Genomic DNA, 15888 nt, shown 5'->3' with positions numbered 1-15888 from the left:
TATCACTTTAAAAGTGATTACTCAAGAATCAAAGATCGTGTTTTTCCGCCAGCCAGTCAGGGATTTCGATGTCGTAGAAACCCTTTTTACCTTCTATCGGGGAGATGTCACGAATTTCAGACTTAGGTAAGAACAGGACTTTCAGCGGTTTGTTTGGATGTGCAATTTGGATCGCTTCGGGTGTCTCTCTGCTGTTGAGAACGCGGGCCTGAAACAACACACTCATGTGATTACTCTCTTTAAAAGTTAGTTGCGGAAGAAAACGAAGTCGACGAGGTTACGATAGCCTCGCAGTACCTTCGACCAGACACGCTCATGCCAAGGTGCCCGCTCTACTGTGTCGAGGGCAATGAGGCTCTGGTTGGTGAGTTGGTCACGCAGATCGGGGAACCGTGTCGGGCGGCCGAAACTTTCGGTCTGCTCGAACTCGCCGCAGGTAGTGCACAGGCGCGCGTCGGGCAGGTCACCGTTCTCGGCGCTATAGTGATTGAGCCAGTTGTGGTCACACCCTGCATGTTCGCAGCTTGCAGCCGTCCGTCGGTTCATCTTGCATTCTATAAGATAGTCGGACCATGCGCGGCGACCCTCGTCAGTTAGTCGATACCATCGGGCGATGACGGGGAAGGATCGGTGTCCATACTCTTTACGACCTGTCGTTTCCTTCCTTCTCACCGCCCATCCGCCAACTCGGAGAGACCGTAACGCGCCTGTGAGTTGCTGGCCGCTCATCTTCGGATAGATACTTTGACCGATCTGCGTCGGAGTCATCTCACCGCCGTGTCCATATAAAGCTTGCGCGATTTGCTTCATGATCGGAGTGAAAGTGATCGGGTCACGCATAGCGCGGGTTCCTCTTCTTCTTTTTGACGATCTCCGGGGCCGCTCGTGTTACGCGCTCACGGTGATGCTGGCACCAACTTACGCCCGGCTCGGTTTCGTGCCCGCAAAACAGGTATGGTCCACCATCGTCGACCACGTATCGGCATTGGTTCGATTTCAGATCAAGGAGCGGTATCCGGAGAGACTTGGCGTCATAGATTTCCCTTGCAGAGGGTTCGATCTCTGGAGCCGGTTCCGGTACTGTCTCCCCGATCTGATCAAGGATTCCGAACTTGCGTTTCGTTGTCCGCGGAGACCTGCGCAACGGGCCGTTTGGTAACTCGCTCGCCGATCTTTTTATTGCTGCTCCGACTCGCATCCCGGTGAAAGGGTGGGACGTGTGCAAATTCGGATGACGCGCGTAGAAGCCGATCACCGCATTGCGGCTGACCTGAAAGCCGGTCTCATGAGAAATTCGCGCGGCGATTGCTGAGGCGCTCCCGCCCTCATCACCGTATACCTTCTCAATCGCCGAGCGCTTCTCCTTGATGCTGAGTTCGTGCCAGCCCTTCATCACGCAGCCCCGGCGTAACCGTCAGCGACCTTCTTTTCAGGAGCGAGAGCATCGAGGGCGGCCTTGATGGCCGTCTTGCTGCGACGGACCTCCTTGAGCCGAGTCTCCCGGTACATGAGCTCTTCGACGAGGATGGTCTCCTGCCCGTCGAGCTGATTGAGGTCGGCCTGAAGCTTCTCGCGATATTCATCGTCGATGCCTCGGTATGGTGCGACGGCTTCGATCAAAGTTGCTGCCAACTCGTCGCCGTCGATGATGCCGCCTTCGTTCCGTCGGTCGATTTGGTCGTACTTCGGGCAGATTAAGTCCCAAAAATGCAGAGGTGCTTTCATCACCAAATCCTTTTCTAACTTTAAAAGTTATTTCTCAACCGCAAGTTTCGCCTCTATCTCGGCCCGGAAAGACGGATGAGCGATAACGAGGTAGCCCATCTTCCAGATCGCAGGTTCGTGTCCATAGACACCGCCAAAGCGCTTTATCAGCTTCTTCGTGATACGCGCCGAGCGGTGTCGGCTGAACGGGAACAGGCGCTCCGCAGTCGGCTTAGTCGCATGCTCGCTGTAGAGGATGTTGACGAAATGATTGTTGGCGCGACCATATTCGGCGTTCAATCTGAGCTTCTTCCACATTTCCTCCACGCGGAGCGCCGTCTCGGTAGCTGTCGTGGCAGTGACTGTTTTGCCGAAGCGCCGGGCCGGAACCATGAAGATATCGCCGACCATCCGGTCCATCGCACGCTGATAGGCTTCCTGGGTCTGCCCCAGAAACTTTTGCATGGCTTCTGCCTGAAACGGCTGCAACTTGAACTCGGTGCGGTAGGTCGGCTCCCGCGTCACTGCCAGCGGTATCAAATCGTCCTCGGCTTCGGGATAGCAACGCTCGTCGTAGGGGTGGTATGACGGCTGCAAATTGAACTCGGCTCTGCGCAGTGGGTCTTGAGGCCCCATCAGTCCAACCTCATCATCAATCGAGGAATTGGTCAGATAGACCATCTCGGCGTCGGGACTTGGGTTCGGGCCGAGCAAGTCATCGATAATACTGCGCGGCTTCGGCGGAACCAGATCGCCGAATGTGAGACGGCCCTTCGGAGCAATGATAATCTTGTCGTTGCTCATTTGAGCACCTCTGCAAATCTGCTGTTCTGCAAGTCCATGATCGTCGCATCGCGCCATTTCCAATCGACCTCCTTGACCTGCAGGATAAGCCTGCCGAAGAAGCTGCGACGGTAACGGAAACTCTCAGATGACGAGATCGTCTTCATGTCCTCGACCGTCAGGTCGCGCCAATAGACGCTTTCCTGAAAATAGAAGTCGTCGTAGTAAGTATTGCTGGCGCGATATGAGATTTGAGGGATGAGCTTGCCGAAGAGCGAGCAGCGGAATCTGACCTGACCTGCTTCGCTCACCACAAGTCCTCCGAATAGAGGTTCGGTGTGTCGTCGTTCGACTTCCGAATGATCTGATTGGCCGCCAGGGCGATGTACCAAGCCTCAGTGCGGTTCACGTAGCGACCCGTCGAGGTGATGAAGCCCTGCTGCTGTGGATTGATGACGCCGCCGATCTGCATCTCGGTGTCCAACGTCTGTAAAATCGTATGATGACGGGCCGGACGCGGCAGGGAAATGATGCCGCCGTGATGGATGGCTGCCGCGACGATGAACTCCTTCGGCTTCCCTTTTCCAAGAATCGTTTCGGCTTTTTTTCTGAAATCTTCCAACGAAACGACGGCTTTGCGCATTACCCCGGTATAGAGTTCCCCAACCTTCTCAGGGCTTACGACGCCTGCTCCTTCGTCCGGCTTGAGACCCGGCTTTCCGGTGAAGCCGCCTTCGGCCCAATTCTTGGCGTTCATGGTGAATGCGAATGAGTCTGACGCATGCTCGCCGAAAAGCGTTTCGCCTGGTCCTTTGACGTAACCGCCGTCATGGAACGTCGCCACTCCCTCTAGGTTGAGGAAGTTGAGCATGCGTTCGGCGATGGCAGACTCGATTGTCTTCTTCTGCTTCCCGCGTACCTTCGTGGCAGTCTTATCGCTGACAAAACCATTGAGGGCGGTAGTATCGATGATGTTCTGCGCTAGACCGGCCGCGAATGTGTAGACCTTTTCAGGGCTGATGTTGGGTAACCGCATGGGTGTAGGTGGAGCCAAATGGCTGATCATGGTGCGTTCAAGAGCAATCTCTTCCAGCGCCTTGCTCAGTTTCTCACGCGCTTCGGTCGTATCGAGGGTGACATTCATCGACACCATGCGTTTGTTGTAACCGTCGCGGACCTTGAGCATGTCGAGTAGGCGACCGCGTGTGAACAGATACAATCCGTCGTCATCCGAGTCGGCCTGATAGTCCATAACGAACTCAAGGACGTAGCCGTCCTCATCGCTCGCTACAGTGCTATCGCGCGGGGACATCTCCGGCATCGGGAAGACGGCCAACTCTTCGACCAGATCGACGTTCTCGTTGGTTATTGCCTCCGAGCGAGGCATATACTGGCCGTTCAACCTCCACCGCATCGGCCTCGGCTTGGCGCTTTTCGTTCCCTCGAACGCGAACCCCTCATCCTCTGCGATCAACATCGGCCCACGGATGAGACCGTTTCGCTGCTTGTAATACCCGCCTTCTCGAATCTGCATGACGTTCTCCTTCTTCATAATCACTTTTAAAGTGATAATTAAAAGGAAGTCAATTTAAAAGTGATTAAAGTTAATCTCAGCGTCGTGCTCCGACGATACGAGCAGGTTGCGCGTTAGGCTGATCCGGGAATTTCATGACGAACACCACTTGGCGGGAGCCGCATCGCGGACATTTGAGGCGCTCGCGTAGCATAGAAATTGGCATGTCTCGCCCGCGCGTGCACAGCAACGTCATCATGTCCAGTTCGAACTCGAACTGACATTCACGTATCGAATACATCCCGTCACGCTTACCATGATTGCAAAACATGGTGATGCGTGCGCTGTGGGTGAAAGCGTCTCCAAGGGTCTCGATCTGCATGAGAACATAAAGAGAACATTACCACAGAGAGTCAAGAGGTATCGTTCGCAGAGCGTCGCGAGACGCCAATCGGTGAGTTAGATGGTGATTTTAGTAGCTTTAATTGTTAATAGGCTTGCAAACTCATCCATACCTTTTGACACCGGACAATTTCATGCTTGAGAAGACCTACGACGCCGAGGCGATAGAGCCGAAAATCGCCAAACGATGGGAAGATGCTGGCGCATTCAAGGCTGGCGCGGGAGCAAAGCCGGGCGCCGATCCCTTTGCCGTGGTTATTCCTCCGCCAAATGTCACCGGGTCTCTGCATATGGGCCACGCGCTCAACAACACGATTCAGGACATCATGGTCCGCTTCGAACGGATGCGCGGGAAGAATGTGCTGTGGCAGCCCGGCATGGATCACGCTGGCATCGCGACGCAGATGGTCGTTGAACGCCAGTTAGCTGAACGTCAAGAACCAAACCGCCATACCATGGGGCGCGAGAAGTTTATCGAACGCATCTGGCAGTGGAAGGCCGAATCCGGAGGCATGATCTCCAATCAGTTGCGACGCCTCGGGGCATCTTGCGATTGGTCCCGCGAACGTTTCACGATGGATGAAGGTCTATCTCGTGCTGTTCTGGAAGTCTTCGTCACGCTTTATAAGCAAGGTCTAATGTACCGCGACAAGCGACTGGTCAATTGGGACCCGAAGCTTCTGACGGCGATCTCCGACATCGAAGTCGAGTCGAGGGAATCCAAAGGCCACCTCTGGCACTTCCGTTATCCGCTGGAGAACGTACCGTTCGATCCGGAAAACCCGCACACTTATATTGTCGTCGCCACCACGCGCCCGGAGACGATGCTTGGTGACACGGGCGTCGCCGTCAATCCGAACGACGAACGCTACCACGCTCTGGTTGGCAACGACGTGGTTCTTCCGCTTGTCGGTCGTCATATCCCGATTGTCGCGGACGACTATGCAGATCCGGAAGCCGGTTCCGGTGCGGTGAAAATCACACCCGCGCACGACTTCAACGATTTCGAAGTGGGCAAGCGCAACGACCTGCGTGCCATCAACATTCTGACACCAGATGCGTCGATCACGATCAAGGATAATGCCGACTTCCTCGAAGGTCTGGAACTGACGCCACAGTTGAAGGCTCTGATTCACGATCTGGACGGTCTTGATCGCTTCGCAGCACGCAAGCGCATCGTCGAGTTAATGGATGAGCGCGGCTATCTGGAAAAGATCGAGGATCACACGCATATGGTCCCGCACGGGGATCGCGGTGGCGTGCCGATCGAGCCTTATCTGACCGATCAGTGGTATGTGAACGCGGCAGAGCTGGCGAAACCGGCGATGGCGGCGGTTCGCGAGGGCAAGACCAAAATTGTCCCGACAAATTGGGAAAAGACTTACTTCGAGTGGATGGAAAACATTCAGCCCTGGTGCGTCTCGCGTCAGCTTTGGTGGGGACATCAGATTCCAGCGTGGTACGGTCCCGATGGTCATTGCTTCGTTGAAAAGAGCGAAGAGGAAGCCAAGGCAGCGGCTCGCGCGCACTACGGTGAAGATGTCACGCTCGAACGCGATACCGACGTTCTGGACACATGGTTCTCATCGGGCCTGTGGCCGTTCTCGACGCTCGGCTGGCCGGATAAGACCCCGGAACTGGCAACCTACTACCCGACAAGCGTGCTGGTCACAGGCTTCGACATCCTGTTCTTCTGGGTCGCCCGCATGATGATGATGGGCATCCACTTCATGGAGGAAATCCCGTTCCACACGGTTTACCTTCACGCATTGGTTCGCGACAAGCACGGCGCGAAAATGTCCAAGTCCAAGGGCAACGTCATCGATCCGCTAGAACTTATGGACGAATATGGCGCCGATGCGCTGCGGTTCACCCTCGCTATCATGGCAGCACAGGGCCGTGACGTTAAGCTCGACCCGGCTCGCATCGCCGGCTATCGCAATTTCGGCACCAAGCTTTGGAACGCGACCCGTTTCGCTCAAATGAACGGTGTGGAGATCAATCCTGATTTCCGGCCGCACGAAGCTGAACTCCCGGTCAACCGTTGGATTCTCACCGAACTGACCAAGGCTACGCGCGCCGTCACGGAAGGCATCGAGGGCTATCGCTTTAACGACGCCGCCGGCGCCGCCTATCGTTTTGTCTGGAACCAGTTCTGCGACTGGTATCTGGAACTCCTGAAGCCGATCTTCATGGGCGATGATGAATTTGCGAAGGCAGAGGCTCAGGCTATCGCTGCGTACTGTCTGGATCAGATTTACAAACTGCTGCATCCATTCATGCCATTCATGACGGAAGAACTGTGGTCGCTGACCGCAAGCGAGGGCAAGCCGCGTGAAAGCGTACTCGCTCTCGCAGAATGGCCGGCCCTCACGTTCGAAGATACGGAATCGGCGGCTGACATCAATTGGCTGGTCGATCTGGTCACAGGCATTCGTTCGGTTCGCACTGAAATGAACGTCCCCGCCAGCGCAAAGGCTCCCATCGTGGTACTGGATGCGGATGCATTGGCGAAGCGACGCTTCGAACGCCATGAGGCAGCAATCCAGCGTCTCGCTCGCGTAGAAGAGATTTCCTTCGCCGAACAGGCTCCCGGCTCGTCCGCACAGCTGATGTTGGATCAGACTACGATCTGTATCCCACTCGGCAGCCTTATCGATCTCAAGGCCGAAGACGCTCGCCTGAACAAGGAATTGACCAAGCTTGCTCAAGAGATGGAGCGCGTAGGGAACAAGCTCTCGAACGAGAAGTTTGTCGCAAACGCCAAGCCGGAAATCGTTGAAGCTGAGCGTGATCGCCTGGTTGAATTGAGTGAAGCGATCCAGCGCCTCACAACCGCCCGGCAGAGAATATCTGGCGGCAACTGACTAGAAAAAAGGGGCGCTTCGGCGTCCCTTTTCACATATTACGAATATCCCGGCATGATGTCGTTGGCATCGCCGCCTGCAGCCTCATAACCCTCGATGTAACAGCCGATGTCCGTGAGCGACATCGACGATCCGCAGTTGAGACAAGTGTGCTTCTGACCGAACTTGTGTTTGCTCGGGTCCCATGCCTCGTACAGATGACGTGGACATTCGCGCCAACGGCGGTTGTTCTCTCTCACTTCGGCTAAGATTTTTCCTGTATCGATCTTGTTCATTTCAACGCTTTCTTGAGCAAGACATGGAGATTTGCGAGGGCTTCGAGCGGGGTAGCCCCTTCGGCACAGAAATCCACGTATTGATTTCCATAAGTGAGCGCCTCGCCGATGCCGACATGTGGTGACTTATTGCCGATTGCAGCGACCCACGGACAACGGCCGTACTCCTCATCTTCACACCAAAGCAGAAACGCCTTGTCGCCCTGTTTTAAACGGATGATCTCTGTGATGAGTTCGCTCTCGGTCATATTCGCCCCCTGCGACATTTTATCAATTTCACGAAATACGTGTATTTAATCTCGACTTAACTACAACTCTTAAATGAGGCGAAACAAATCCAAGGTAGTAATAACCCCATCGAAGCAAAACGCCTCGAAACGAATAATTAAGGTAACAGGGTATAGGGTTAAACGAGGGCATTACCATGATGAAGATTTTCCGCAAGTTTCGTAAGAATGAAAGTGGCGCTACCGCAATCGAATATGGCCTGATCGCCGCTCTGATTGCAGTTGTCATTATTGGCGCAGTCACCGCACTTGGAGAGAACATCTCCACTACGTTCCAGACGATTGCCGACAAGATTGGCGCGACTGGCACGACTGGCACCGGCGGCTAATTCATTCTTCACTTCTGAGAGGAGGCTTTGGTTGCTCCTGAGCCTCCAGACTAGCCGCCCGTCCCTGTGATGGGCGGCCTTTTTATTTGTCCTGATGGACGGTGAACACAAGCTCCGGCTTGAAGGCGATCTCGACCAGTAATTCTTCCGCCTTCATGATGCCCTCGGCTACTGTTTCCGGACTGCGCATGTTGTAGAGATTATCGTTGATGTCGGTGAGCACCTCGACCAGTCTCAGCACCCGATCGTCAGGCTCGCCCGCGTATCGCCGGAGTTGTTCGAAGGCTTCATCAAGGCGGTCACTCATAGCTCAATCCAGATCGGGTTTTCGAATACGCGCTGACCTGAGCGCAGGAAGTGCTCATATTCACCGGGGAGACGTGTTTCCGCCGAGACGATGATGCGTGGAAACCGCATCGCAGAGATCGAGGTTTCCCCTGCCGCAGGCCACCATGCAACCAAGTCGGCATCATGAGGATGCCTGTGCCCCCTGAACCCGGCCCGGTGCGCCATGATGCTGTTTTCGAAAATCATAAGAGTAAGGTTCATCTCAACCCCCTATCCTGCAAAATCGCCTGTGTGATCAGGAACGCCACGGATTCGGTCAGTTCGGCCTCGTCGATCATGTCGATGAAGGCATTGCGCACGTCCTTCGGCGGGGCCCAAGCATCAACGAAACTGGCTGCGATGAGGTCGATCTCAGTGCGCTCGGCCTTTGTGGCAACTCGGAGTTTGCGCATCGGACTCGCCGGGGTTTTCGGTGCATCTACGATCTGGACGGGTTTCACAGTGCCGACGATCATCGCTGATCGCATGTATTTGTGCTTCTTGTCGCTTATGACCCGCACCACATCATTGTCACTGAGGCTGATGACCGATCCGCCCGTCGAGTCAACAAACTGAGTGAAGTTGTTGACTTGAAGTTCGAGGCGCTTTCCCTCGTCATCTTCCAAGGTAATGAACCAGTCGGCATGAGACGCACGGAAACGCCCACCCACCACTGTCAGCTTATCTGAGCGATCCTCGCGGTCGTTGATCGATTCCCACTTCATGGCAGTAACGCCCAAATGACCGTTTCAAGCTCTCTACGGGCTGACTTGTAATCCCTAAGTGCTCCTTCAATGTCGTCGCTTTTGCTACCTTGATCTGAAATGTACCCCCAATGCCGCGCGGAATCGTCGAAACGGTTGATGCGCTCCACCACAATTCCAGGCAATTGCGCTCGCACATCGTCCGAAGAGGTGGGGTAAGTCTGCCTGTCAATCGTCCGAATGAACTTGTCCGCTTCCGCTTCGGAGAGTTCGCTCACCTTCTGCTTATTGACGGAATCGAGGAAAGCTTTGACCTGCATTCGGCGCCGGGCATGGGTCTCATCGTCGCCTTCCTGTAGATAGGTGCGGGCGAACTCGACTGCCTTCTTTACTGTTTCGCCCGTCATGCTCGTGCCCTCTTCCCGCTCGGCAACGCTGGATAGCCATTCGTGCGCATAAGATCGTCGCACTGTCTCAAAGTAACTAGCGCACCTGTTCCGTAATCGAGGCTGTCAATCAGCCAATCTTCATCAATTTCGCTGTAGGAAACCCCGTAGCGTTCTTCGAATAGCCGATGAATTTCCCGGTTAACCTTGGTGTGCTTCTCGGCAAGCCGACAGGCGGCTTGCAATTTCGCTGTTGTCAGCTTCGTCATGCGCGTGCCCTCTTTCGGTTCGCCTTGTCCTTGGCGCGCTTCGCCTTGATGACCTGCCGCTTCTTGCTCTCTGCCCTCGTGACGGGCTGCTTGTATGGCGCTCGTGGATGCCGGATGCCACTGAGGTCCGACCCTGCGGGTAAATCGCCCATGAGAGCAGCCCCAAGTGCGAGCATGTTCCTGAACAGTCCGCTCATCATGCCGCCTCGCAGTCAGGGCCGTCATCAAGGGAACGAGCTTCCTCGATTAGCACCTCGAACCGCTTCCGCATAACCTGCCCGTCAACCTGCACGGACTCAAGGGAAAGCCCGTGCCCGCCTCCCTCCGGGCTGCGATACTCGTAGACGCGGCAGTTGAGTTTGACGGGTGTGCCCCTGAGCAGGTGGTCGCGCCGCAGACCGCACATATCGGCGTCCGCGAGGGCAGCCTCGACTTCATTCCAATGGCCAGGCAGAGGGATCACGAGTGGGCGACGCTGCGATGAAGCAGATATGAGACCGTAACCGTTGCGATCCGGCGCACCGCGCAGGCACGCTTCGATCTTGTGCTTGAGCAGATCGGCAGCAGCCTCGGACAGCAATCGATAATCGAAGCTGATGGAATAATAGCAAGGTAACTCGACGTTGTAGATCGGCTCGTAAACGGCAACGAACTGCGCGCCCGGAACCTCCAAAATGAACTGCATCTCTGTTCTCCTTTAAGGTGATATAATCACTTTAAAAGTTATTATTCAAGTACAAAGTCGCTCATGAGTTGGCCTTTGTGAAATGGCTCAAACTCATGAGCGGATTCGTTCGCACAAACTCAGGCGCGGATTCGTTTCCGCAACCTACAAAATGGATTCGTTTTCAGCCTGGACGCGCTAAGCCGCGCCAGCGATTAAGCGGCTTTCTCTGTCTTCTTGACCACTGGCGCGATCCCGATGTCGAGGGCATGCATGATCTTCATGATCGTCGCAAACTCAGGACTGGTCTCGCCGCTGAACGCACGGTAAAGCGCCGCACGTGTCATTCCGACATCTCGCGCCAGCTCACTCATGTTACGTGCGCGTGCAACGACCCCAAGTGCCTTCGCAATGAAGACGGGATCGTCGGTTTCGAACGCAGCAGTGAGGTATTCCTCAATCGCCTCGGGCGTGTCGAGGACTTCGGCGCTATCCCACGCCGCTACCTCTATTTTCTTACTCATCTTTCCACTCCTTCGCGATCCGTTTCGCTTCGGCTATGTCCTTGTTCTGTGTCGCCTTGTCACCGCCACAGAGCAAGAGATAGACCTCTTTGCCGCGTCGAATGTAGTAAACACGATAACCCGGTCCATAGTCGATCTTCAATTCACTGACGCCCTCGCCCACCTCCCTGACCTGCCCCGGATTGCCATCGGCCAGCCGGTCGATCCTGACTGCGATACGAGCGGCGGCGCGGCGATCTTTCAGCCGCTTGAGCCAGTCGATGAATAGGTTGGTGCGCTTGATCGTGAACATGATCAAACTGTATACTGTGATATACACTTTGTCAAAGACAAAATCACTTTTGAATCACTTTTCGTCGCTCTCCTGCCCCTCCCTCGATCGCGCTGCGGATCTGCGCGAAGGACTGACTCGCAAGTTCTGAGGTAGCGCGCTGCAGGACTGAATCAAAAGCTCCAAGGTAAGGACTGAATCTCAAACGCCAAGGTAGTCCAGGTAGTGCTGGCGCTTGCTGTTCTCGAAGGACCATCTCACTATCCACGTCGCGGCTAACTGCAGACGCCCTGGTCTAACGCGAACCCGCCCCCTCGAACGCCGTCTGAATGCGTCCAGGTTCAACCAGGGCAAGGCCGTGGGGCGCGTCGCGGACAAGTCGAAGGGTTTCACACTGCCGGGGAGAACGCGCGCCAGCGTCGCCCTATGACGGTTTCGGCGAAACCGGCCTGAAATGCAGGCTATGCAACGGATCGGGAAACAAAAGGCCCGGAACCCATAAAGGGAATCCGGGCAAGTTCGCGATAAGCCAGCCGTGGCTAACCGCCCTAGAAGTGCATGGAATCAGTTGCGCCGGTAAAGCCGTTGCGCATCAGTCGACGCAAAAAGCCCGGCAAAGGGAGTCAACCTTGCCGGGCTTTGCCTATGCCGTGCGGGAGTCAGTCGCGCGGCGGTAGGAAGGGCTTTAACATGAACGCCAGTAGGGCGACGATCCAAAGGGGAGTCAAACTGGCCTGCGATACGGCGCTAACTATGCCCACAACTGCCAAGATGAGAACGAAACCGATATAGGGGTTATTCATCTGCCAAACCGCCTAATAACTGCTGTCACTTCGCGGCCTTTAATTACCATATCAGGCGACGGCACAAAGCCGGTTTCTTCTACCCGGAAAATTGCGACACAACGCGCGCCGCTGCAATCCGTTTCGACCATTTGCCAGCCTTCCGGCAACGATGCTTTACCGTTCTCAATTGCGCGCCAAAGCCGTTCTGGATTGTCGCACGGGAACGCCACTTTCATGTCACACCATGGCAGGCTCATGAGCGCGACTCCTTCACAAGGAAAACGTAAGTCTGACAATCGGAGCCTAGCGGGCATTCTGCATAGGCGTCGTGCCGCCAGCGAAAACCCGCATCCTCGCAAGAAACAGGAAGGCCGAGTCCCTCGCGCGCAATCCATGAGTCGGCTTGCCGCTTTTCGTCCGGTTCAAGCCCGGATGCATCACCATTGATAAGATATGAAGCCCAATGCGAGGGCGCGACGGCTTCAAAGGGGACAAGGTTGCTCATGATGTCACCTCATCAAGCCGGGCGAACAATGCCGGATGCAACTTGCGGGCGGTTGCCTCATCAATGCGAGTCGTGCGCGTCCGCAAATATTCATCGCTCGCGGCGCAATAGGTGACGGGCGAATTTTTAATGTCCTGAATTGCCGAAATGCATTCTTTCATCAGCCCGCCGCGCTCGACTCGCCAGTGTTCCCGATCGGTAAAAACTGCGATGACGTTCGCGTGTGAACCGACTTCCGCCATGTCTCGCAACGTCGCGCGAGTCCACGGGTTAAACATATGGTTGCCGTGCTTGCTCTTCATGGCTTCCGGCATTTCAGCGTGAAAAGTGAATCCCTTCATTGGTGCGACTCCTGTTCAGCGTCATGGGCCGCGCTCCAAATCAGATACGTTTCTGCCGTCGGTTCGTCGTCAAAATCAGACTCGGACTCGAAATAGATTACTCGCGAGGTCGCGGCCTTTTCGGCGGCAGTCGCTAAGCGGTTTTCGTATTCCCCCGCCGCATTCCGCGCGACTATGCGGAACTCGACTCCGATCACGTCGCGCACATACTCACAAGCGGGCTGGCAATCGCCCGACGCGGTGCAATCCATAACATGAGCGCTCAAAACGGGATCACACGAAACCGGCAATCCATCCATTGTGCATATGCTTGCGCGCGGCTCATGCGGGCAAATTTCAATAATCAATTTGGGCATTGCGTGACTCCTCACAATTGCGATTAACTTTAAAAGTGATTATGCGGGCGCTCTAAACGTCGCCCTTTTCGATGACGCGGCGGACGTATGCGGCGAAGTATCGACCGCGCGAGCCGTTCGCGTTCTTTGGCGCGCGGTACTTCACGGAGTCCGCCGCCCTTATGACGGCTTCTTTGCTAGCCGTGCTCATCGCGTGAAAATCTTCCATCGGGTTAAACCCGAATGACGAAGCGAGCGCGCGAGCCTGCCAATAATCAAGCCTTGCCATTGCGCGACTCCAGCGTGATTTGAACCGTGCCGACCTTGGAGTCCGTGAAGGCGACTCCCTTGGTTATCTCGCGAGCGGCGGCATTCATCGCGCGGGCAATCTTCCGGGCTTCCGTTGCGCTCAAATAGGCGGTTTCGCCCGTTTCCAGTGAAACCGCGACCTTTTCGCGGAACCTATGAACTTGCGCCATTGCGTGACTCCTAACTTTAAAAGTGATTGATTGCGCTCAATAATCGCTAGAAGCGTCTCGAATTTCCGACATGGCTTTTTCGCCTATGCCGTTGCGAACCTTCAGCGCTATTTCTAGGCATTCCCGATAGATAGACTCGGCCTTGCGGGAGTCCTCATCATAACCAAATTCACGCGCCCATTCTTCGAACCCGTAATAATCCAGCACGTCACAATCTCGAATGAGGGAATAAATCACGCTTAGCGTTTCGGGCAGGATCGGCTTGCCGCCAATGAGGGAACCGAAACCATGATTGCGCTTTGCAGTTTTGCCGTGTTCCGTCTCGAACACGATTAGGGCGGTATAATCCAGCGTCCAGCACGCCATTTGCTTGTATGACGGGCAGTGACCTACTCCCGCGCTATAGTCGGTTGTCACGATGTCGCGCCCGTCCTTAACAAGCGTCACTTTCCAGTTGAGCGACCGCCAGCTAGGCTTATTGCCCGGATCGTTTGCAGCGTTGCGCGACTTCGAAAAGGGCACAAATTCAGCCTTGATTGAAATGCCGTGTTTATCAATCGCCGCCTGAAATTCGGATGACATGGCAATGACTCCTTTGCCTGAATTGATCTAGTAACACATAATCACTTTTAAAGTGATTATACAAGCACAAAAAGTAACTATGCAAGCGCGCGCAATGCCTTTTTTGTCGGCTTGCCCTTGCCGCCTATCGCCCGCCATGCGGCGGTAACTGCTTCGCCGTCATGGTTCCACGTCGACACGCTGGCGTCACTTATTGTCGCCTTCACCGATCCCATGAACCGATCAAGCTTGGCTGTATCAGCGGCCCATGCGTAACGGTCGATAAGCTCGCTGCGATATGTCGAAAGGAAAGCTTCTTTGTTCATCGTTCTGACTCCTCATCTGTCACGGGTGCGGCCAATTCGCTAATTTCGTATGTGCCGAAGGCTTCCGCATGCGCGTATTCTTCCGCCGCTTGAGGCGTCGGGAACGGGCCATGAAAGAAGAAACCGCCACCCATTGAACCGGCAACTATGATCCATTGATTATCCATCGTCACGCCTCCCCAAAAGGCCGCGAGTGGGCAATCTGCCAAGCCTGATTCCATAGATCGGCATTGGCTTGCACATGCGGGCGCATCGGTTGCAGGCAGAACTTTTCCCATGCTTCCAACATGAGCATGTTCGTATCGCAATAATCATGCGTGGCACAAAGCGCGCCCATGCCCGTTGCCTTGTAAACCGCATTCCGTTTGTCTATGTCGACCAGATGAGCGGCAAGGTCGCGCTTCACAATGAACCGGAATACAAGCGCGAGGCATGACGCTATCGCGTCGCCTGCAGTCGCCGCTTCCATATAGAAGCCCTCGCAGTGTTCGGACGTGTAAAGCCCTATCAGCCACGCATCGGGCTTGTCGGGATTATCTGCATGCGCATCGCCTAGCCGAACGTCAACGCCTTCCGACTCCGTGATGCGCAATGACAAGCCGAGTCCGAACTGGTAGCGTTCCCATGCGAGGCAACCGCCGCCCATATGTGCGACCTCGAAACCGGCTTTCATGAACGTTTTGCCGTATTCCGTCGCGGCAAGTTCAACCTGCAATGTTTCAAGCGTTCTCATTTGTGCACCGCCTTTACAGCGGCCAATTTGCCAGCGTCGTCCAGCTCATTAAGAATGACCATGTTCGGATACTTCGAAAGCAGATGAGCGCGCCCGGTTATCGTGCCGCCCTTGCCATCGCTGAACATCTTATTCAAGTCGGCAGGCTTCATTTTGAATTGGTATTCCTTGCCGTCGTCGATCCCGATAACCTTGCGGCTGCATAGGCGCTTTGTGTCGCGCAAAATCAGAAAGTCAGTGACTTGATCAGCGCACCATGACTCAAGATCGGGCTGCATCATGAACGGCTCGCCGCGCAACGTCATGCCCGTGTCTACTTCCGGCATTGCGGCGAAATGAGCGGTTATCTTTGCTTCCGCCGCCTTGTCGAGCCAATGCTGGTTATCGCATCCACCATGGCCATGATTAGACACGACAGCGACCTTGCGCCCGTCCAAATATAGATTAGCGCTATAGGCATGGGTCTCTTCTGAAAGGCCCGCATTGTAGGAAATAGCTTTAAGTTCGAGCTTCATTGT

31 protein-coding genes are annotated in these 15888 nt (G+C 55.0%); 2 read left to right on the top strand and 29 right to left on the bottom strand.

The features are described 5' to 3' along the window. Window positions 1-28: 28 nt before the first annotated feature. From ABDF71_RS21740 to ABDF71_RS21710, 7 genes are all read right to left on the bottom strand, one after another. Window positions 29-226, bottom strand: a complete 198-nt coding sequence (locus ABDF71_RS21740; RefSeq protein ID WP_500061757.1) for a hypothetical protein — start codon at window positions 224-226, stop codon at window positions 29-31. Window positions 227-246: 20 nt separating this feature from the next. Beyond that, the gene (locus ABDF71_RS21735; RefSeq protein ID WP_500061755.1) at window positions 247-546 is read right to left on the bottom strand and encodes a hypothetical protein; all 300 of its coding nucleotides are present in this window, start codon (window positions 544-546) and stop codon (window positions 247-249) included. Window positions 547-832: 286 nt separating this feature from the next. Further along, window positions 833-1393, bottom strand: coding sequence for a GcrA family cell cycle regulator (locus tag ABDF71_RS21730; RefSeq protein ID WP_500061754.1), 561 nt, complete (start codon window positions 1391-1393; stop codon window positions 833-835). Further along, the gene (locus ABDF71_RS21725; RefSeq protein WP_500061753.1) at window positions 1393-1725 is read right to left on the bottom strand and encodes a hypothetical protein; all 333 of its coding nucleotides are present in this window, start codon (window positions 1723-1725) and stop codon (window positions 1393-1395) included. Before ABDF71_RS21725 ends, ABDF71_RS21730 begins: the two co-directional genes overlap by 1 nt. A gap of 27 nt (window positions 1726-1752) precedes the next feature. Beyond that, window positions 1753-2508 carry a hypothetical protein gene (locus ABDF71_RS21720; protein WP_500061752.1) on the bottom strand — a complete coding sequence of 252 codons (756 nt, stop codon included), beginning with the start codon at window positions 2506-2508 and terminating at the stop codon, window positions 1753-1755. Continuing rightward, complete coding sequence (locus ABDF71_RS21715; protein WP_500061751.1) at window positions 2505-2798, bottom strand: hypothetical protein; 294 nt, start codon at window positions 2796-2798, stop codon at window positions 2505-2507. The genes ABDF71_RS21720 and ABDF71_RS21715 overlap by 4 nt, the downstream gene beginning before the upstream one ends. Next, complete coding sequence (locus ABDF71_RS21710) at window positions 2795-4039, bottom strand: Y16D family protein (RefSeq protein WP_500061750.1); 1245 nt, start codon at window positions 4037-4039, stop codon at window positions 2795-2797. Before ABDF71_RS21710 ends, ABDF71_RS21715 begins: the two co-directional genes overlap by 4 nt. 497 nt (window positions 4040-4536) lie before the next feature. On the opposite strand from ABDF71_RS21710, the gene ABDF71_RS21705 reads away from it, so the two are divergent. Further along, window positions 4537-7269 carry a valine--tRNA ligase gene (locus ABDF71_RS21705; protein ID WP_500061749.1) on the top strand — a complete coding sequence of 911 codons (2733 nt, stop codon included), beginning with the start codon at window positions 4537-4539 and terminating at the stop codon, window positions 7267-7269. A gap of 38 nt (window positions 7270-7307) precedes the next feature. Here ABDF71_RS21705 and ABDF71_RS21700 read toward each other — a convergent pair whose 3' ends face one another. Further along, window positions 7308-7544, bottom strand: a complete 237-nt coding sequence (locus ABDF71_RS21700; RefSeq protein WP_500061748.1) for a hypothetical protein — start codon at window positions 7542-7544, stop codon at window positions 7308-7310. Continuing rightward, complete coding sequence (locus ABDF71_RS21695) at window positions 7541-7792, bottom strand: hypothetical protein (protein WP_500061747.1); 252 nt, start codon at window positions 7790-7792, stop codon at window positions 7541-7543. Before ABDF71_RS21695 ends, ABDF71_RS21700 begins: the two co-directional genes overlap by 4 nt. A 176-nt stretch (window positions 7793-7968) precedes the next feature. Between ABDF71_RS21695 and ABDF71_RS21690 the strand changes: the two genes are divergently transcribed. After that, window positions 7969-8160, top strand: a complete 192-nt coding sequence (locus tag ABDF71_RS21690) for a Flp family type IVb pilin (protein WP_500061746.1) — start codon at window positions 7969-7971, stop codon at window positions 8158-8160. 82 nt (window positions 8161-8242) lie between these two features. On the opposite strand, the gene ABDF71_RS21685 is transcribed toward ABDF71_RS21690, so the two are convergent. The 20 genes from ABDF71_RS21685 to ABDF71_RS21590 form a co-directional block, all read right to left on the bottom strand. Beyond that, on the bottom strand, window positions 8243-8467 hold the full coding sequence (locus ABDF71_RS21685; RefSeq protein WP_500061745.1) for a hypothetical protein: 225 nt from the start codon (window positions 8465-8467) through the stop codon (window positions 8243-8245). Next, on the bottom strand, window positions 8464-8709 hold the full coding sequence (locus ABDF71_RS21680; RefSeq protein WP_256886089.1) for a hypothetical protein: 246 nt from the start codon (window positions 8707-8709) through the stop codon (window positions 8464-8466). The genes ABDF71_RS21685 and ABDF71_RS21680 overlap by 4 nt, the downstream gene beginning before the upstream one ends. Further along, complete coding sequence (locus ABDF71_RS21675) at window positions 8706-9212, bottom strand: hypothetical protein (RefSeq protein ID WP_500061744.1); 507 nt, start codon at window positions 9210-9212, stop codon at window positions 8706-8708. Before ABDF71_RS21675 ends, ABDF71_RS21680 begins: the two co-directional genes overlap by 4 nt. Next, window positions 9209-9598: a hypothetical protein gene (locus tag ABDF71_RS21670; RefSeq protein WP_500061743.1), complete on the bottom strand. Its 390-nt coding sequence runs from the start codon at window positions 9596-9598 to the stop codon at window positions 9209-9211. Before ABDF71_RS21670 ends, ABDF71_RS21675 begins: the two co-directional genes overlap by 4 nt. Next, a complete protein-coding gene (locus tag ABDF71_RS21665; protein WP_500061742.1) occupies window positions 9595-9846 on the bottom strand; it encodes a hypothetical protein in 252 nt (83 codons plus the stop codon). The genes ABDF71_RS21670 and ABDF71_RS21665 overlap by 4 nt, the downstream gene beginning before the upstream one ends. Further along, window positions 9843-10046 (bottom strand): hypothetical protein, encoded by a 204-nt coding sequence (locus ABDF71_RS21660; protein WP_500061741.1) that lies wholly within the window; start codon window positions 10044-10046, stop codon window positions 9843-9845. Before ABDF71_RS21660 ends, ABDF71_RS21665 begins: the two co-directional genes overlap by 4 nt. Beyond that, window positions 10043-10531 carry a hypothetical protein gene (locus tag ABDF71_RS21655; protein ID WP_500061740.1) on the bottom strand — a complete coding sequence of 163 codons (489 nt, stop codon included), beginning with the start codon at window positions 10529-10531 and terminating at the stop codon, window positions 10043-10045. The genes ABDF71_RS21660 and ABDF71_RS21655 overlap by 4 nt, the downstream gene beginning before the upstream one ends. Before the next feature lie 194 nt (window positions 10532-10725). Further along, window positions 10726-11034 carry an addiction module antidote protein gene (locus tag ABDF71_RS21650; protein WP_500061739.1) on the bottom strand — a complete coding sequence of 103 codons (309 nt, stop codon included), beginning with the start codon at window positions 11032-11034 and terminating at the stop codon, window positions 10726-10728. Continuing rightward, a complete protein-coding gene (locus ABDF71_RS21645) occupies window positions 11027-11326 on the bottom strand; it encodes a type II toxin-antitoxin system RelE/ParE family toxin (RefSeq protein WP_500061738.1) in 300 nt (99 codons plus the stop codon). Before ABDF71_RS21645 ends, ABDF71_RS21650 begins: the two co-directional genes overlap by 8 nt. Window positions 11327-12104: 778 nt before the next feature. Next, window positions 12105-12347, bottom strand: coding sequence for a hypothetical protein (locus tag ABDF71_RS21640; RefSeq protein ID WP_500061737.1), 243 nt, complete (start codon window positions 12345-12347; stop codon window positions 12105-12107). Next, on the bottom strand, window positions 12344-12595 hold the full coding sequence (locus tag ABDF71_RS21635) for a DUF6926 domain-containing protein (RefSeq protein ID WP_500061736.1): 252 nt from the start codon (window positions 12593-12595) through the stop codon (window positions 12344-12346). The genes ABDF71_RS21640 and ABDF71_RS21635 overlap by 4 nt, the downstream gene beginning before the upstream one ends. After that, window positions 12592-12936, bottom strand: coding sequence for a hypothetical protein (locus ABDF71_RS21630; protein WP_500061735.1), 345 nt, complete (start codon window positions 12934-12936; stop codon window positions 12592-12594). The genes ABDF71_RS21635 and ABDF71_RS21630 overlap by 4 nt, the downstream gene beginning before the upstream one ends. Next, window positions 12933-13292 carry a hypothetical protein gene (locus ABDF71_RS21625; RefSeq protein WP_500061734.1) on the bottom strand — a complete coding sequence of 120 codons (360 nt, stop codon included), beginning with the start codon at window positions 13290-13292 and terminating at the stop codon, window positions 12933-12935. Before ABDF71_RS21625 ends, ABDF71_RS21630 begins: the two co-directional genes overlap by 4 nt. A gap of 52 nt (window positions 13293-13344) precedes the next feature. Continuing rightward, complete coding sequence (locus ABDF71_RS21620) at window positions 13345-13560, bottom strand: hypothetical protein (protein ID WP_500061733.1); 216 nt, start codon at window positions 13558-13560, stop codon at window positions 13345-13347. Then, on the bottom strand, window positions 13547-13750 hold the full coding sequence (locus tag ABDF71_RS21615; RefSeq protein WP_500061732.1) for a hypothetical protein: 204 nt from the start codon (window positions 13748-13750) through the stop codon (window positions 13547-13549). Before ABDF71_RS21615 ends, ABDF71_RS21620 begins: the two co-directional genes overlap by 14 nt. Before the next feature lie 36 nt (window positions 13751-13786). Continuing rightward, window positions 13787-14332: a hypothetical protein gene (locus tag ABDF71_RS21610; protein ID WP_500061731.1), complete on the bottom strand. Its 546-nt coding sequence runs from the start codon at window positions 14330-14332 to the stop codon at window positions 13787-13789. A 77-nt stretch (window positions 14333-14409) separates the two neighbouring features. Beyond that, window positions 14410-14637 (bottom strand): hypothetical protein, encoded by a 228-nt coding sequence (locus ABDF71_RS21605; RefSeq protein WP_500061730.1) that lies wholly within the window; start codon window positions 14635-14637, stop codon window positions 14410-14412. Continuing rightward, window positions 14634-14804 (bottom strand): hypothetical protein, encoded by a 171-nt coding sequence (locus ABDF71_RS21600; protein ID WP_500061729.1) that lies wholly within the window; start codon window positions 14802-14804, stop codon window positions 14634-14636. Before ABDF71_RS21600 ends, ABDF71_RS21605 begins: the two co-directional genes overlap by 4 nt. Before the next feature lie 2 nt (window positions 14805-14806). Continuing rightward, window positions 14807-15370 carry a hypothetical protein gene (locus ABDF71_RS21595; protein WP_500061728.1) on the bottom strand — a complete coding sequence of 188 codons (564 nt, stop codon included), beginning with the start codon at window positions 15368-15370 and terminating at the stop codon, window positions 14807-14809. Then, a complete protein-coding gene (locus ABDF71_RS21590; RefSeq protein ID WP_500061727.1) occupies window positions 15367-15885 on the bottom strand; it encodes a hypothetical protein in 519 nt (172 codons plus the stop codon). Before ABDF71_RS21590 ends, ABDF71_RS21595 begins: the two co-directional genes overlap by 4 nt. Window positions 15886-15888: the final 3 nt, after the last annotated feature.

Source organism: Ochrobactrum sp. WV_118_8 (genome assembly GCF_039631535.1).
GTDB classification, from domain to species: domain Bacteria; phylum Pseudomonadota; class Alphaproteobacteria; order Rhizobiales; family Rhizobiaceae; genus Brucella; species Brucella anthropi.
The sequence above is the reverse complement of the archived record's forward strand: the minus strand, read 5'-3'. Positions and strand labels throughout refer to the sequence as shown.

What these genes read in the sequence shown, in the direction of transcription:
- ABDF71_RS21740 (WP_500061757.1), bottom strand. Translation starts at nt 226, where the DNA reads ATGAGTGTGTTGTTTCAGGCCCGCGTTCTCAACAGCAGAGAGACACCC.
- ABDF71_RS21735 (WP_500061755.1), bottom strand. Translation starts at nt 546, where the DNA reads ATGAACCGACGGACGGCTGCAAGCTGCGAACATGCAGGGTGTGACCAC.
- ABDF71_RS21730 (WP_500061754.1), bottom strand. Translation starts at nt 1,393, where the DNA reads ATGAAGGGCTGGCACGAACTCAGCATCAAGGAGAAGCGCTCGGCGATT.
- ABDF71_RS21725 (WP_500061753.1), bottom strand. Translation starts at nt 1,725, where the DNA reads ATGAAAGCACCTCTGCATTTTTGGGACTTAATCTGCCCGAAGTACGAC.
- ABDF71_RS21720 (WP_500061752.1), bottom strand. Translation starts at nt 2,508, where the DNA reads ATGAGCAACGACAAGATTATCATTGCTCCGAAGGGCCGTCTCACATTC.
- ABDF71_RS21710 (WP_500061750.1), bottom strand. Translation starts at nt 4,039, where the DNA reads ATGAAGAAGGAGAACGTCATGCAGATTCGAGAAGGCGGGTATTACAAG.
- ABDF71_RS21705 (WP_500061749.1), top strand. Translation starts at nt 4,537, where the DNA reads ATGCTTGAGAAGACCTACGACGCCGAGGCGATAGAGCCGAAAATCGCC.
- ABDF71_RS21700 (WP_500061748.1), bottom strand. Translation starts at nt 7,544, where the DNA reads ATGAACAAGATCGATACAGGAAAAATCTTAGCCGAAGTGAGAGAGAAC.
- ABDF71_RS21695 (WP_500061747.1), bottom strand. Translation starts at nt 7,792, where the DNA reads ATGACCGAGAGCGAACTCATCACAGAGATCATCCGTTTAAAACAGGGC.
- ABDF71_RS21690 (WP_500061746.1), top strand. Translation starts at nt 7,969, where the DNA reads ATGATGAAGATTTTCCGCAAGTTTCGTAAGAATGAAAGTGGCGCTACC.
- ABDF71_RS21685 (WP_500061745.1), bottom strand. Translation starts at nt 8,467, where the DNA reads ATGAGTGACCGCCTTGATGAAGCCTTCGAACAACTCCGGCGATACGCG.
- ABDF71_RS21680 (WP_256886089.1), bottom strand. Translation starts at nt 8,709, where the DNA reads ATGAACCTTACTCTTATGATTTTCGAAAACAGCATCATGGCGCACCGG.
- ABDF71_RS21675 (WP_500061744.1), bottom strand. Translation starts at nt 9,212, where the DNA reads ATGAAGTGGGAATCGATCAACGACCGCGAGGATCGCTCAGATAAGCTG.
- ABDF71_RS21670 (WP_500061743.1), bottom strand. Translation starts at nt 9,598, where the DNA reads ATGACGGGCGAAACAGTAAAGAAGGCAGTCGAGTTCGCCCGCACCTAT.
- ABDF71_RS21665 (WP_500061742.1), bottom strand. Translation starts at nt 9,846, where the DNA reads ATGACGAAGCTGACAACAGCGAAATTGCAAGCCGCCTGTCGGCTTGCC.
- ABDF71_RS21660 (WP_500061741.1), bottom strand. Translation starts at nt 10,046, where the DNA reads ATGATGAGCGGACTGTTCAGGAACATGCTCGCACTTGGGGCTGCTCTC.
- ABDF71_RS21655 (WP_500061740.1), bottom strand. Translation starts at nt 10,531, where the DNA reads ATGCAGTTCATTTTGGAGGTTCCGGGCGCGCAGTTCGTTGCCGTTTAC.
- ABDF71_RS21650 (WP_500061739.1), bottom strand. Translation starts at nt 11,034, where the DNA reads ATGAGTAAGAAAATAGAGGTAGCGGCGTGGGATAGCGCCGAAGTCCTC.
- ABDF71_RS21645 (WP_500061738.1), bottom strand. Translation starts at nt 11,326, where the DNA reads ATGTTCACGATCAAGCGCACCAACCTATTCATCGACTGGCTCAAGCGG.
- ABDF71_RS21640 (WP_500061737.1), bottom strand. Translation starts at nt 12,347, where the DNA reads ATGAGCCTGCCATGGTGTGACATGAAAGTGGCGTTCCCGTGCGACAAT.
- ABDF71_RS21635 (WP_500061736.1), bottom strand. Translation starts at nt 12,595, where the DNA reads ATGAGCAACCTTGTCCCCTTTGAAGCCGTCGCGCCCTCGCATTGGGCT.
- ABDF71_RS21630 (WP_500061735.1), bottom strand. Translation starts at nt 12,936, where the DNA reads ATGAAGGGATTCACTTTTCACGCTGAAATGCCGGAAGCCATGAAGAGC.
- ABDF71_RS21625 (WP_500061734.1), bottom strand. Translation starts at nt 13,292, where the DNA reads ATGCCCAAATTGATTATTGAAATTTGCCCGCATGAGCCGCGCGCAAGC.
- ABDF71_RS21620 (WP_500061733.1), bottom strand. Translation starts at nt 13,560, where the DNA reads ATGGCAAGGCTTGATTATTGGCAGGCTCGCGCGCTCGCTTCGTCATTC.
- ABDF71_RS21615 (WP_500061732.1), bottom strand. Translation starts at nt 13,750, where the DNA reads ATGGCGCAAGTTCATAGGTTCCGCGAAAAGGTCGCGGTTTCACTGGAA.
- ABDF71_RS21610 (WP_500061731.1), bottom strand. Translation starts at nt 14,332, where the DNA reads ATGTCATCCGAATTTCAGGCGGCGATTGATAAACACGGCATTTCAATC.
- ABDF71_RS21605 (WP_500061730.1), bottom strand. Translation starts at nt 14,637, where the DNA reads ATGAACAAAGAAGCTTTCCTTTCGACATATCGCAGCGAGCTTATCGAC.
- ABDF71_RS21600 (WP_500061729.1), bottom strand. Translation starts at nt 14,804, where the DNA reads ATGGATAATCAATGGATCATAGTTGCCGGTTCAATGGGTGGCGGTTTC.
- ABDF71_RS21595 (WP_500061728.1), bottom strand. Translation starts at nt 15,370, where the DNA reads ATGAGAACGCTTGAAACATTGCAGGTTGAACTTGCCGCGACGGAATAC.
- ABDF71_RS21590 (WP_500061727.1), bottom strand. Translation starts at nt 15,885, where the DNA reads ATGAAGCTCGAACTTAAAGCTATTTCCTACAATGCGGGCCTTTCAGAA.